The sequence below is a fragment of the Thioalkalicoccus limnaeus genome (assembly GCF_041197575.1).
GTDB classification, from domain to species: Bacteria; Pseudomonadota; Gammaproteobacteria; order Chromatiales; family Chromatiaceae; genus Thioalkalicoccus; species Thioalkalicoccus limnaeus.
Genome location: NZ_JBDKXB010000022.1, coordinates 1 through 13,493 on the forward strand (window position 1 = coordinate 1; position 13,493 = coordinate 13,493).

13 protein-coding genes are annotated in these 13,493 nt (G+C 67.1%); 6 read left to right on the forward strand and 7 right to left on the reverse strand.

What is annotated here, in order from left to right:
• Positions 1-57 precede the first annotated feature (57 nt).
• Positions 58-1,263 (reverse strand): 30S ribosomal protein S1, encoded by a 1,206-nt coding sequence (locus tag ABC977_RS13800; RefSeq protein WP_369667849.1) that lies wholly within the window; start codon positions 1,261-1,263, stop codon positions 58-60.
• Between the two features lie 194 nt (positions 1,264-1,457).
• On the opposite strand from ABC977_RS13800, the gene katG reads away from it, so the two are divergent.
• Entirely contained in the window at positions 1,458-3,662 is a 2,205-nt protein-coding gene (gene katG, locus ABC977_RS13805) for a catalase/peroxidase HPI (protein ID WP_439849194.1), read from the forward strand.
• Between the two features lie 266 nt (positions 3,663-3,928).
• On the opposite strand, the gene ABC977_RS13810 is transcribed toward katG, so the two are convergent.
• Positions 3,929-4,294, reverse strand: coding sequence for a hypothetical protein (locus ABC977_RS13810; protein ID WP_369667850.1), 366 nt, complete (start codon positions 4,292-4,294; stop codon positions 3,929-3,931).
• Here ABC977_RS13810 and ABC977_RS13815 point away from each other — a divergent pair.
• The 4 genes from ABC977_RS13815 to ABC977_RS13830 all read left to right on the forward strand — a co-directional run bounded on the left by ABC977_RS13815 (position 4,280) and on the right by ABC977_RS13830 (position 6,294).
• Positions 4,280-4,486 carry a hypothetical protein gene (locus tag ABC977_RS13815; protein ID WP_369667851.1) on the forward strand — a complete coding sequence of 69 codons (207 nt, stop codon included), beginning with the start codon at positions 4,280-4,282 and terminating at the stop codon, positions 4,484-4,486. The genes ABC977_RS13810 and ABC977_RS13815 overlap by 15 nt on opposite strands.
• Positions 4,487-4,655: 169 nt before the next feature.
• Positions 4,656-4,946: a type II toxin-antitoxin system TacA family antitoxin gene (locus ABC977_RS13820; RefSeq protein WP_439849193.1), complete on the forward strand. Its 291-nt coding sequence runs from the start codon at positions 4,656-4,658 to the stop codon at positions 4,944-4,946.
• Positions 4,943-5,461, forward strand: a complete 519-nt coding sequence (locus tag ABC977_RS13825; RefSeq protein WP_369667852.1) for a GNAT family N-acetyltransferase — start codon at positions 4,943-4,945, stop codon at positions 5,459-5,461. Before ABC977_RS13820 ends, ABC977_RS13825 begins: the two co-directional genes overlap by 4 nt.
• 446 nt (positions 5,462-5,907) lie before the next feature.
• A complete protein-coding gene (locus tag ABC977_RS13830; RefSeq protein WP_369667853.1) occupies positions 5,908-6,294 on the forward strand; it encodes a hypothetical protein in 387 nt (128 codons plus the stop codon).
• Between the two features lie 48 nt (positions 6,295-6,342).
• Here the strand turns inward: ABC977_RS13830 and ABC977_RS13835 are convergent, their stop codons facing one another.
• From ABC977_RS13835 to ABC977_RS13855, 5 genes are all read right to left on the reverse strand, one after another.
• Positions 6,343-8,199, reverse strand: coding sequence for an ABC transporter transmembrane domain-containing protein (locus tag ABC977_RS13835; protein ID WP_369667854.1), 1,857 nt, complete (start codon positions 8,197-8,199; stop codon positions 6,343-6,345).
• A gap of 106 nt (positions 8,200-8,305) precedes the next feature.
• Entirely contained in the window at positions 8,306-8,764 is a 459-nt protein-coding gene (locus tag ABC977_RS13840; protein ID WP_369667855.1) for a PAS domain-containing protein, read from the reverse strand.
• A 114-nt stretch (positions 8,765-8,878) separates the two neighbouring features.
• Positions 8,879-9,340, reverse strand: a complete 462-nt coding sequence (locus ABC977_RS13845; protein ID WP_369667856.1) for an SRPBCC family protein — start codon at positions 9,338-9,340, stop codon at positions 8,879-8,881.
• A gap of 115 nt (positions 9,341-9,455) precedes the next feature.
• The gene (locus tag ABC977_RS13850) at positions 9,456-10,613 is read right to left on the reverse strand and encodes a glycosyltransferase (RefSeq protein WP_369667857.1); all 1,158 of its coding nucleotides are present in this window, start codon (positions 10,611-10,613) and stop codon (positions 9,456-9,458) included.
• Between the two features lie 14 nt (positions 10,614-10,627).
• Entirely contained in the window at positions 10,628-12,655 is a 2,028-nt protein-coding gene (locus tag ABC977_RS13855; protein WP_369667858.1) for a transglycosylase SLT domain-containing protein, read from the reverse strand.
• A 230-nt stretch (positions 12,656-12,885) separates the two neighbouring features.
• Here ABC977_RS13855 and ABC977_RS13860 point away from each other — a divergent pair, with 230 nt between their 5' ends.
• The gene (locus ABC977_RS13860; RefSeq protein ID WP_369667859.1) at positions 12,886-13,329 is read left to right on the forward strand and encodes a tetratricopeptide repeat protein; all 444 of its coding nucleotides are present in this window, start codon (positions 12,886-12,888) and stop codon (positions 13,327-13,329) included.
• Positions 13,330-13,493: the final 164 nt, after the last annotated feature.

Here is a 13,493-nt window from a genome sequence, read left to right on the forward strand (position 1 = left end):
GAACCGGTCCCGACCCGGATCAGGCGCGGTGTTGGCGGATCGCCGTCGAGAGTTAGATCATTGGCCCGCTGACTTTTTGTCGGCAAGCGAGGCCCGCAGCAGATCACCGAAGGTCCCGAAACCGGTTTTCGGCTCGCTGGCCTCCGGCCGCGCGGCCGGTTCGTCTGGTGTATCCGCGGTGGCCAGCGACAGCGCGATGCGGCGCTTGGCCGGGTCGACCGACAGAAGGGTCGCCGCGACCTGGTCTCCGACCTTGACGACCTCGTTCGGATGGCCGATCCGCCGTCCGGCGCCCAGTTCGCTGATGTGGACCAATCCCTCGACCCCAGGTTCCAGCTCGACGAAGGCGCCATAGGCCTCGACACGGGTCACCGGCCCGGCAACCCGGGCGCCGGCCGGGAAGCGTGTTGCGGCCTCGGCCCAGGGATCCTGAGCCAACGCCCGCAGCGACAGTGCGACACGCTCCGGTTGCCGGGGCGAGCGGCTGGGCTCGATGCGCAGGACGGACACCGTCACCGGCTGGCCGACCGACAGCAGCTCGCTCGGGTGTTTGATGCGCCCGAATGCCAGCTCGCTGACATGGATCATGCCCTCGATCCCGCCGAGGTCGACGAAGGCGCCGAAGTCTTTGATGCTGGTCACCGTGCCCTCGAGCACGGCCCCGACCTCGATGCGGGCGCGCGTCGCGGCGGCCTGTTGCTGGCGTTCCTCTTCGAGCAGGGCGCGACGCGACAGGACGAGATTCGTCCGGCGGCCGCCCTCGAATTGCGTGATCTGGAAGGCCAGGTGCTGGCCGACGAACTCGGACAGGTCGTCGACGAAGCGCAGATCCATCTGCGATGCCGGGCAGAAGGCGCGGACCCCGGCCATCTGGACCTCGACGCCGCCCTTGATCAGGCCGGTCACCAGGCCCTCGACCGGCCGCCGCTCCCGGTAGGCCTGCTCCAATTCGGCGACGTCATGGAAGCGGCGGCCGGCTTGAACACCGAGCCGCAGCTGCCCGCTGTCGGCATCGATGGCGGCGACTCGGGCCTTGATCCGGTCGCCGACCGCGATCGTCGGGTGACCCTCGTCATCGAGGAAGCCCGCCGTCTCCATCAGGCCCTCGGTCTTGCCGCCGAGGTCGACATAGATCAGGTCGGCCTGAATCGCGACGACCTGGCCCTCGACCTGATCGCCGACCTTCGGCCGCGATGGCGTCGAGGCGCTCGGCGCCCCCTCGTACTGGCGCAACAGCGCCGCGAAATCATCTGTCTCGTTCATGGGCGAGAGTCTACAAGACCGGCGCGCTTTTGGTAATGGCGGCACTGATCAGGGCCGCCTTCCCATCGCGGATTCGCGCACGGCGTCCGTCAATCGCAGTGATAGGTATTTTCGATTGAAATCGGAGTTTTGATCGGTTTTAATCGTGCACGCCGAAGGCTCGGCTTCAAATCTGGAGGAGTACATTCATGCGTATGAAAATCAAGGCCCTGGTGACGGCTCTGGCGGTCGCCGCGGTGCCCGGCGCGGCGTTCGCCATGGGCGAGGCCAAACCCAATTCGTTCTGGTGGCCGGAGCAGCTCGACTTGACTCCGCTGCGTCAGCATTCCCCTCAGTCCAACCCCTACGGGGCCGACTTCGACTACGCCGCCGAGTTCGCGACGCTGGACCTCGATGAGGTCAAGGCCGAGATCCGCCGGGTCCTGACTGACTCGCAGGAGTGGTGGCCGGCCGATTGGGGCCACTATGGCCCACTGTTCATTCGCATGGCCTGGCACAGCGCCGGCACCTACCGCTCGCTCGACGGCCGCGGTGGCGGCGACGGCGGCCAGATGCGTTTCGATCCGCTCAACAGCTGGCCCGACAACGCCAACCTCGACAAGGCCCGCCGGCTGCTGTGGCCGGTCAAGCAAGCCTATGGGCGCAAGCTGTCGTGGGGCGACCTGATGGTGCTGGCCGGCAACGTTGCGCTCGAAGACATGGGCTTCAAGACCTTCGGCTTCGCCGGCGGCCGGGCCGATGACTGGGAGCCGGACCTGGTCTACTGGGGGCCGGAAGAGGCGATGCTGGCCGGCGAGCGCACCGATGAGCAGGGCCAGCTGAAGGGGCCCCTGGCCGCGACCCAGATGGGCCTGATCTACGTCAATCCCGAGGGCCCGGGCGGCAATCCGGATCCGCTGGCCGCTGCCGAGCATATCCGTGCCGCGTTCGGCCGGATGGCGATGGGCGACGAAGAGACGGTGGCCTTGATCGCCGGTGGCCACACCTTCGGCAAGGTTCACGGGGCGATGAATCCAGAGAACTGCGTCGGGGCCGAGCCCGCCGCCGCCGCGATCGAGCACCAAGGCTTGGGTTGGATCAACAGCTGCGGCAAGGGCCATGCCGAGGACACAGTCACCAGCGGTCTGGAAGGGGCCTGGACCCAGATGCCGACGCGCTGGTCGATGCTGTACCTGGCCAACCTGCTCAACCATGAGTGGGAACAAACCCGCAGCCCGGCCGGTGCGATCCAGTGGGTGGCCAAGGACGGCGCGCTCGACAATTCGGTGCCCGACGCGCACGTCGAAGGCAAGTTCAATGCACCGATCATGTTGACGACGGACCTGTCGCTGAAGGAAGACCCGATCTACCGCGAGATCTCCGAGCGCTTCCTGAGCAACCCGGCGGAGTTCGAGGACGCCTTCGCCCGTGCCTGGTTCAAACTGACGCACCGCGACATGGGTCCACGTGCCCGCTACGTGGGGAGCAAGGTTCCTGATGAGGTACTGGTCTGGCAGGATCCGGTGCCGGCGGTCGACTTCGAGTTGATCGATGCTGGCGATGCCGCCACGATCAAGGCCGCCATCCTCGATACCGGCCTGAGCGTGCCGGAGCTGGTGCGCACGGCCTGGGCCTCGGCCTCGAGCTTCCGCGCCTCCGACATGCGCGGCGGCGCAAACGGTGCGCGCTTGCGACTGGCTCCGCAGAAGGACTGGGAAGTCAACGATCCCGACGAGCTAGCCCGCGTGCTGGGCGTGCTCGAAGGCGTGCAAAAGGGCTTCAACGATGGCCAGAGCGGTAACAAAAGGGTGTCGCTGGCTGACGTGATCGTGCTCGGCGGTGCTGCCGCCATCGAGAAGGCCGCCGCGGATGCCGGCTACGAGATGGCCGTGCCCTTCATCCCGGGCCGTACCGATGCGACCCAGGACATGACAGACGTCGCCTCGTTCGATGAACTCGAGCCCGCAGCTGACGCGTTCCGCAACTACTACAGCGATCGGCACTACTTCGCGCCGACCGCCGCCATGGTCGACAGGGCCGCGCTGCTGAATCTGACCGTACCAGAAATGACGGTGCTGATCGGCGGTATGCGGGCGCTCAACGCCAACACTGGTGGCGCGGCGCATGGCGTCTTTACCGACCGTCCGGGTGTGCTCAGCACTGACTTCTTCGTCAACCTGTTGAGCATGGACAACGTTTGGGCCAAGACCGACGGCGCCTATGGTCTGTACGAAGGCCGCGACCGGGCCTCGGACGAGGTCAAGTGGACCGCCACCCCGGTCGACCTGATCTTCGGTTCGAACTCCGAGCTGCGCGCGATCGCCGAAGTCTACGCCTCGGCCGACGCCGGCGAGAAGTTCGTCGCGGACTTCGTGGCGGCGTGGCACAAGGTCATGACCGCTGATCGGTTCGAACTCTGATCCTGTCGCGTCCGGTGCGTGGTCCGGACCGCGCCCGCGATGCTTGCCCAACCACGGACGGCGGCGCATCTTGCGCCGCCGTCCGTGTCTCGCGCGGGTGGATTCGGCGGTCGCACCGACGGCCATCCGGCCAGACGTGCCCCATCTGTTGCCAGATGTGGCCCTAGGTTTCGGCAATCCCTTGCCTGTCGCGAGCCGAATAAGGTCGGGTGGGCGGTGCTCCTCCAGGCGACTTGCGGTGTGAGTCGGGCGGCGCCCGGGTCGCGTCAAACCGTCCAGATGCCGTCGCGCGGATGGATGAAGACCAGGTTCTCGTTACGGTCGAAGATGACGTAGCGACTCAGGTCTTGTCCGCTGAGCACGTCGTTGGTCATCTTGTGCAGGTGTGGTTCGGCCTGTTCGCTGGTCGGCGGATTGTCGGCGGTGCCGCTGAGACTGGTGACCAAGATCAGATCCCAGTCGCGGGTCACCTGATCGGCCTCGGCAACGAGGGATCGGAAATCCGTGAGCTCCTCCGGTGCCTTGTCCACGCAAATCACCGGCGTGAGGGTCCCGGTCTGGGTCTCGCTCCCGTTGCCCCCGTGGGACTCGGTCTTCGCCAGCAGCAGGAGCAGGCGTTGCGGCTCATCCATCGCATGCGCCATCGTCAGCAGGTCTTCGAAGTCGTTAATCATGCTTTTCGGGCCTTTGCGCTCGTCGATTCCCAGCGGCCGGTGAATCCTGCCGCCCCCATCCTCACCTGGCAGCGTTGGCGGCGCGCGACCGGAAATTCAAGCTTTATGAAGGATCTGATGGCGAGCCAGGCCGCCCGCAGCGGTGATTGATCGACCAACTTCCCGGCAGGAGAGGGCGATTCTTCCTCCTCGACGTAGCAGGATCGACTGGCCTGCGGCTTGTCTGTCTTCGACCACCGGCCATCGGTGCGACATGAATCGCACATTGTCATGACAATGTCTGCCAGGTATCCTGACGACTTGTCAACAGGAGACGCGCATGTCGAACCCTCAGGCCCGAAGCACGAAGCTCGATCTGCGGCTCACGCCCGAAGCGAAGGCGCGGCTCAGTGCCGCGGCCCGGGAGCGTCACCAGTCGGTGAGCCAGTTTGTACTGAGCAGCGCACTGGAGCGTGCTGACGAGACCCTGGCCGATCGGCAACATTTTAGGCTCGATGCCGAGCGCTGGAGCGCCTTCATCGCGGCGCTCGATAGGCCGCCCCGTGCGCTGCCGCGCCTCGAGCGCCTCTTACGTGAGCCAACGCCCTTCGATCCGCCCGACTCGACGTGACCGCCGGCTTCCGGATCGAAAAGCTGCGCCGCGACCATCCGCTCGACGGGTTCTCGAGCGGCCGTCAGGCGCTCGATCGCTTCCTCCTCCGCTATGCCTACACCAATCAGCAGGCCAACGCCTCGCAGACCTATCTCGGTTTGCATGATGAGGAGGTGATCGGGTTCTACACCCTCGTGGTGGGTGAGGTGGCTTACGACGATGCTCCTGAGCGACTGACGAAGGGGCTCGCCCGCCATCCCGTGCCCATCATGTTGCTCGCCCGGCTCGCGGTCGCCGTCCCCTGGCAGCGTCGTGGGATCGGCGCGGGCTTGCTCAAAGACGCCATGCGCCGCACGCTCCAGGCTGCCGAGATCGGCGGTATCCGTGCCTTTGCGGTCCACGCCAAGGACGACGACGCCCGATGCTTCTACGCCCACTTTGGTTTTGTGCCCTCCTCGACCGATCCGCTTCATCTGTTCCTCCTCGTCAAAGATCTGCGCCCGCTCCTTCCTATGGAGACGCTGATCGATTAGCCGTCCTGGCCAAAGACCAGCACGGAAGTCGACAACGCGGTTTCCGGCTTCCTTCGTGTTCCGTCGCTGATCGCGCCTGCCCACGGCAGCGCTCCTACCCCGCATGGGAAGCGCTGAATAGTTCAGCGCTTCGCTATCGCGCATCTCTGATCGCTGATTGCCTCCGGGCTCGTCGGGAGCGCGGCGTCGGCGACCGAGAACGCCAGATTGGCCGAGTTCGACACCTGCGACGAACCCCTGGCGCGCCATTCAGCCTTCGTTCAGGGTGATCAGGCTAGCCTGATCCCGAGTTCCCGGCATGCGGAAAAGCGCTGGCGAGCTGGTGTGCTTGCCGTCGACGGCAAGGGGACTCGCCTGGTCGATTGTGTCGGATGGGGCAGCTGTCGAGCCGATCGGTCTCTCCAAGCAATCGCGTCTTGTCGTCAACCCTACTTGGGAGAAGAGCCATGCGCTCGATGAATTACCGCAGAATGGCCTGCTTGTTGTCGTTGGCTGGCCTTGTTGGCTGCTCGACCCTCGAGACGTCGCCGCAATATGGAGCCGGAGGCTTCGCCACGGAAAGTGAACGCTATTGTCAAGGCGTGGCGCAATCCGAAGCCGATCGGGTGAAACGCCAGAACATGGCGCAAGGGGGAGTCGGCGCGGCGGCCGGCGCCGCGGTCGGCGGCCTGGTCGGCCGCAACCTCGAGAAGGACCGCACCATCGAAGGCGCCACGATCGGTGCTGTCGGGGGCGCGTCGGCCGCCTACCTGGCGAATCGAGGCGAGATGCGCAGTGCCTACGATCGGGCGTACAGCAGCTGCATGAGTGCACGGCAGGTGCGGTCCTGGTAGACCCGGCCGCCCATTCGAGAGCCGTTCGTCGCAACAAGATCCCAGCGGTCAGGCTGCCTCGATCCCCGCCTTCTCACTCGGCTGCGTTTCGGCCGTGATCGGGAGCCGTGGGTCGAGCTCCTGGTCGGCGTGGAACTGGAGTCGGGCCAGTCGGGCGTAGAGGCCGTCGGCGGCCATCAGTTCGTCATGGCGGCCGCTGGCGGCGAGGCGCCCACGATCGATGACCAGGATCCGGTCGACCTTGCGCACCGTGGCCAACCGGTGGGCGATGATCAGGCTGGTGCGGCACTCCATCAGGGTCTCGAGCGCGCGCTGGACCAGCCGTTCGCTCTCGGCGTCGAGCGCGCTGGTCGCCTCGTCGAGCAGCAGCACGAGCGGGTCGCGCAGGATCGCGCGGGCGATCGCGATCCGTTGGCGCTGGCCGCCGGACAGACGCACGCCCCGTTCACCGAGAAAGGTGCCGAAGCCCTGTGGCAGCCGATCCAGGAATTCCGTGGCCTGCGCCGCCTCGGCGGCTTGCCGGACCGCGTCGTCGCTGACGTCAGCGAGGCCGTAGCGGATGTTCTCCCAGGCATCGGCGCCGAAGATGACTGGGTCTTGCGGCACGATCGCGATCCGTTGCCGCAGATCGGTCGGATGCAGGTCGCGCAGGTCGAGGCCGTCGAGCCGGATGCCGCCCTGTTGTGGGTCGTAGAAGCGCAGCAGCAGCTGGAACAGGGTCGACTTGCCGGCGCCGGACGGGCCGACCAAGGCGACCTTTTCGCCCGGCGCGATCCCAAGCGACAGCCCCTCGAGCACCGGGTTGTCCGGATGGGCCGGGTAGGCGAACGTCAGATCGCGGATCTCGATCCGTCCGATCCCGGGGCTGGGCAGCGCCCGCGGCTCGCGCGGCGGCTGGATCTGCGGTTCCTGGCCGAGCAGTTCGAGCAGGCGTTCGCTGGCCCCGGCGCCGCGCAGCAGCTCGGCGGTGACCTCGCTCAGGCCGCCGACCGAGCTCGCGACCAACAGCGCGTAGAAGAGGAACGCCGACAGTTCGCCGCCGGTCATGTTGCCGGCCAGGACCTCCTGGCCGCCGAACCAGAGCACCAGCCCGATCGCGCCGAAGGTCAAGGCCATCACGGTGCTCGCGAGCAGCGCGCTCAGCAGCGAGCGCTGCCGGGCGGCGGCGAAGGCCTGTTCGACCCGGTCGCGGTAACGGCGGCGGTCGATCGGCTCGTGGCAGAAGGCCTGCACGGTCCGAATCCCATGCAGCACCTCGTCGACGTAGGCCCCGACATCGGCCAGCCGATCCTGGCTCGCGCGCGACAAACGCCGGACCCGGTGCCCGAGCAGCCAGACCGGGACCAGGATCGCCGGTGTGCCGAGCAGGACCAGCGCGGTCAGCTTGGGGCTGGTCACGGCCAGCATCAGGATCCCGCCGGCGACGAGCAGCAAGGCGCGCAGGGCCATCGCCAGCGTCGAGCCGACGACGACCTGGAGCAGGGCCGTGTCGGCCGTCAGTCGCGAGATGACCTCGCCGGTGCGGGTCGTCTCGAAGAAGCCGACATCGAGCGCGAGCACCCGCTCGAACACGGCGCGGCGAATGTCGGCGACGACCCGTTCGCCGAGCCAGTTGAGCAGGAACGAGCGGCCGAAGACCGCGAGACTCATGACCAGCACGACCGCGAGGAAGCTCAGCAGCGCGCGGTCCAGTGCCCCCGGCGCCTCGCTGCCCAAGCCCGAGTCGACGAGGGTCCGGATGACCTGGCCGAACGCGAGCACGGACCCAGCCGCGATCAACAGCGCGACGGCGGCGAGCAGGACGCGCCCGCGATAGGGCCGGACGAAGGCCAGCAAGCGCACCAGCGGGATGAGATTGCGCGACAGCGGGCGTTGGCTGTCGGCGGAGGGCGGTCGAGGGGGCATCCGGTATCTTGTTCAACGACAGTTAAGGGGCCGATTCAGAGCCGGCATGTCGGGCGAGCGCCGCCCGACCCGACGTGGGTCTTCGCAGCCCTGGCCTTCAGAGGGGTTAGGGCTGTTCGCCGAGCGAGGTCAGCAGCGCATTGATGCGATCGAGTTCCTCCTGGGCGCGGATCGACTCGCTGATGTCGTGCTGTATGCCGAGGTAGTAGATCAGCCGGCCCTGACGGTCGAACAGCGGGCGGATCGAGAACCGGTTGTAGAAGAGGGTGCCGTCCTTGCGATAGTTGCGCAGCGTCACCGTCACCGGCCGTTGCTCGCGGATCGCGTCGCGAATCCGCTCGATCTCCGGCTGATCCCGGTCGTCGCCCTGCAGGAAACGGCAATTGCGCCCGAGGATCTCCTGTCGGTCGTAGCCGGTGATCAGCTCGAAGGCGGCGTTGGCGTAGACTAACGGGTTGTCCTCCTGATCCGGGTCCGACAGCGTGATCCCGTTAACGCAGGTATCGAGGATCTGCGACAGGATGAACGGGATGGTGTCTTGGTCTTTTTCGGCAACGAAGTCCATCGGTTACTCCAAATAGGTCAATCCGCACCGGATTCTGGTCGAGGCCGGGCGAACTCGGCACCGACTTACGGTCCCCCGAGCCCGGACGGCGGGGCAGGGCACTGCCATCGGCGATCAGTCGCTGGCGGCCTGCACCGTAACCTCGGCCTCGACGAGCCGCTTGATGTTGCGCACCACACGATCGGCGCCGTCCTGCACCGTGACCCGGATCAGTTTCTCGAACGGGCGCATGAACAGGTCGAGGCGGGTCAGCTCGAACGCGAAACCCAGCTGCGTCGCGTCACCGAGCGGATCGAATCGGTAACGGATCTGGAACTGGTTGCCGGACTCGACGAACTCAAGCTGTCGCGGGGGCTCGAGGACCGCGACGCGGAAGCTCGTCTCGGTGCGTCGGCCCTGGTCCGTGCGCACCTGCCGGGCCCGGCTGCCAACGCGAATCGGGCCGGGCGTGAGGACATCGAGGCGCTCGACCTCGGGCGACCAGCGTCGATAATTCTCGAAGAAGCCGACCGCGACGAAGTCGAACACCAAGGCCGTGGGTCTGGCAATGAGAATGCTGGCTTGGGCGCGAATCATGATCGATTGGTCTGCACGCTCGGGGTGGCCTGCTGCGGAGCCTAGCAGAGCAGGGGGCGTCGTGAAAGGCGTCGTTGATGGCGGCGTCATCCCAGGCCGAGAATAGCATCTTGCATCATCGACGACCCAGGATCTCCCCGAAGAACCCGAGGTAAGCGCGGCTTGCGGACAGAATCCGATACGGCTCAGCCGCCTGCCGAAGCCGTTCTGGTGTACGCGGTGCCGCCAGAGTGTCGAGCATCGCGCTAGCGAGCGCCCGCTCGTCGCCAACCGGGACCAAGGGGCCGAGCTCGCCGTCGGCCAGTAAATCGCGGATGCCACCTGGACAGTCGGTGGCCACCACCGGCGTCCCCAGGGCCATGGCTTCGACGAGGACGTTGGCCAGGCCTTCGCGTCGCGATGACACGACGAGCAGCCGGGCTCGTGCGATGTATGGAAACGGATTGGCGACGAACCCCGGTAAGTCGATTCGGGTACCCAGGCGCTGCCGCACAATCAAGGCTGTCAGTTGGGCTCGTTGTCGCCCTTCGCCAAGAATCAGCAGGCGGGCATTCGTCCGCGGGGCGATCCTGGCGAAGGCCCGGATCAGGGTGTCGAAGTCCTTGACCTTCCGCAGTCCACCAACGGCGATGATGAGCGGGGGCTCGCCGGACGCCAGCCACGGGTGCGAGGTGGGCGCGCCCGCCAGGGTCTCGAGGTCCGCGGGGAGGATCGGGTTCGGCAGCACACGAAGCGCTCGGTCAGCGACGCCGAAGTGTCGTCGCAGATCGGCCGCGACGGACGTCGAGACGGCTGTGATGCCGTCGAACCGCGGGTAGAGGCCGCGCAGATCACGGGCCTCGCGATAACGCTTGATCGGGTTCCAGCCCCGCTCGTTGAGCAGTGCCGACAATGGCGTGCCGACGGTCGTCACAAGGCGGGTTGGTACCCCGAGGCGGTCTCGAGCCGCCAACGCGAGCGCATCGTCCCGACGCTTCCCGGTCATCAGCAGGTCCGGGCGGGCGTCGGCGAGGTAGCGCTCCAATCCGCCAGGGTATGGCTCGCGCATCGCGATGATCGTGCCCTGGCCGGGCCGGTCGCCGAGGTACGGATGCCGTGGCTGTCCGACCAGGAGATCGACGCGCGCGCCGAGGTTCACGAGACCCGCGGCCAGGTTGCTCAGCGTGCGCTCGACGCCGCCGTCGCCGAAATCGGTGACCATCAGGGCCAGGTGTGGCGGCGCGGGCGCGCTGCCCTTTCTATGGCTTGCCGTCAGCGGAGGTTGGTCTGTCATTGGATCGCGCATCCTCATCCACCGTCCGAGGCGGTTTCGGCTGTCAACTGGGCGTGATGTCCAGCGCGTGCAACGATCGGTGTCAACCAGGCGCTGAGCGGGCCGTCGTCGAGACCGAGACGGTCGGCGTAGATGATCCGGTAGGCGAGCACCCGCTGCACGTAGCTGCGGGTTTCGTAGAAAGGAATCGTCGCGATCCACAGATCCGCTTCGGCCGGACCACCGGCCCGCCATTGGCGTACCCGGCCCGGTCCGGCGTTGTAGGCCGCGGTCGCGAGGACCGGATGACCGTCGAACCAGCGCGCCATCTGCGCGAGATAGTGGCTGCCGAGCCTGATGTTGGTCGCCGGGTCGACGAGCTCGGCGCGCGATGGGGGCGGGTGGTCGAGTCGCGCGGCGACCTCGTGCGCGGTCGCCGGCATCAACTGCATCAGGCCGACGGCGCCGGCCGACGAGCCCGCCGTCGTCGCGAAGGCGCTCTCCTGACGGATGACCGCATAGATCCAGCTCTCCGGGAGCTCGGTCACGGCGGCCTGGGACTGGACCAGTTCCCGGTGGTGGATCGGGAAACGCAACGCGAGATCATCCCAGCGGCCGGCGCGCGCCAGCGTCCGGATGGCGCGATCGGGCCAATCGAGGCCGTGAGCGATGACGGCCGCGGCGGCGAGCTCGTCACCGGCCAGCTCGCGTGTCAGATAGGTCCACTCGCAGTGCGCGTCGGCCTCCCGGCCGAGTGCCAGGAGCTCCTCGATCCGCACGCGTGCGGGATCCTCGATCAGGCGCCCGACGCGTTCGTCGAACGGGGTCTGTCGATGGCCCAGGTGATAGGCAGCCCCGACCCGGTCGGCGGCGAGAAACCCCCAGAAACCGCGGACGCTGGCGGCCTGTCGATAGAGGTCGTGGGCCGTTTCGTGTCGACCCAGGGCCTCCTCCGCGCGAGCGTGCCAATAGAGCCAGCGTTCGGTCTTGATGTCGCTATCCGGCATCGCGGCGACCCAATCGGCGACGCGCATCCAATCTTGCCGCTCCAGCGCGTCGCGCAGCCGTCGCTCTTGCAGCGGCAGATTGGCCTCAGTGGCCGGAATGCGATCGAAGAAGGCCAGTGCCCGGTCATCCCGATCACGGACCAGGGCCATCGCGAGTGCCGATTCGATGGCCGCGTGCGCTTCATCCGACAGGATCTGGCTTGCCGCCTTCGCGGCCCAGATCGCGATCGCCCGTTCGATATCGAGCGGGGCGACCCGTGCGATCCCATCGACGATGATGGCCTCTTGCCAGGCGTCGTCGGGCTCGCCGACCTTGAGGTCGGCGACGCGTCGCGGGTCGGCTCGCACCGCGAGCCAGTCGGCCAGCCGGGGCTGTTCCTCGTCCGGCAGGTAGCGGCCCAGGTACCGCGCCAGACGCCTGTCGTCGGCGTCCATCGCGAGGTCGATCCGCTGTCGGACCAGATCCGGGGTCAGGAGCCCGGCGGCCCGCCAGGCATCGAAGACCGGATCACAGGCGGCCGGTTGCGACCGACCGACGAGCCACAACGGGGGGATCTGCGCCAAGGCCTCATCGCGGCGCCCAGTGGCGAACAGCGCGAACAGACGTCGGCATTGGCGGGTCGGCGCCGGGTCCGGCCGATCGTACGCGAGGTATTCAGACCATCGGCCACGCCTGGCGAGCTGCTCGAGCCACTGATCGCGCAATCGCTCACCCAACGCCGTGCCGGCCTGTTCGGCGAGGAATGCCGCGACGGACGATGGGTCGGCCGTCGCGATGTTCGCGGTCAGTTCGGCGTAGCGCAGATAGGGGGCGAGCGGGTAGTCCTGAAGGGCCGCGATCCGGGCCGCCATCTCGGCGTCCGGGACGACTCCCTGGGCTAGGAAGGTCTCCAGTTCGACGAACGCCTCGCGTTGTCGCTCGATGCGATCCGAGAGGTGGCCGTCGCCCAAAGGCGCCGGGAGGGCCAACAGCAGCAGCGACGGCAGCCACACCAGCAGGTGTCGCGAAAAACGGGGTCCCGATGACCACTCGTCGGCGCGGCTAGTTCTCAACATCGTTTACCGAAAGTGACGAGATCAAGTGTCGAGCTCGCTCACAAGATCTGAGGATACCCGGGAAGATGCCGTCATCGCGCCCGCCGCGCGTTGCCGCTCGACTCCGTCTGTGGACCGCTTGAATCGGCGGTGCCGACCCTCAGCTTTGGCGGCATCCGAATCTTCAGAGCCGCACCCTAGGCGGTTCGTTCCATCACGATGCCCGGGCCGCCCGGGTCAGGAGTCCGACCATGGCTGAACCCATCTCCGACGATGATATGGCCCTCGCGAGCGGCATCACCGCGTTCGAGTCCAAGCAATTCTCGCGCGCCGTCGGTCTGTTGTCACCGCTTGCCGAGGCCGGGCGTCCGGAGGCTCAGTACCGTGTCGCGATCATGGCTCAGAATGGCCTGGGGATGCACGCCAACCCGCTGCTCGCCTTCAAGTACATGCGGGCCGCGGCTAAGGCCGGGCTCGATGTCGCGCAGCATGGACTGGCCTTCATGTATATGGAGGGCGAGTGTACCGAGAAGGATCCGGCGAAGGCCGTCGAGTGGTTCACGCGGGCCGCCGAGCAGGGCCTCGCCGGGTCCCAGACGACGCTTGGAATGATGTATCGGGAAGGCCGCGGTGTGCCGAAAGACGACGACTTGGCACGCAAGTGGTTCCGCCTGGCCGGCTTCGACGAGGTCTAGGGGAGCGCTGAACGGCTCAGCGCTCCCGAGCGGGACTGTCGGCGCGGCTTCAGCCGCAACGCTCGGTGTAGGCGCGGCTTTAGCCGCAACGCTCGGTGTAGGCGCGGCTTTAGCCGCAACGCCATTGGCGCAGACGGCCGGGCCGTCCTGGCCGTCTTGCGGCT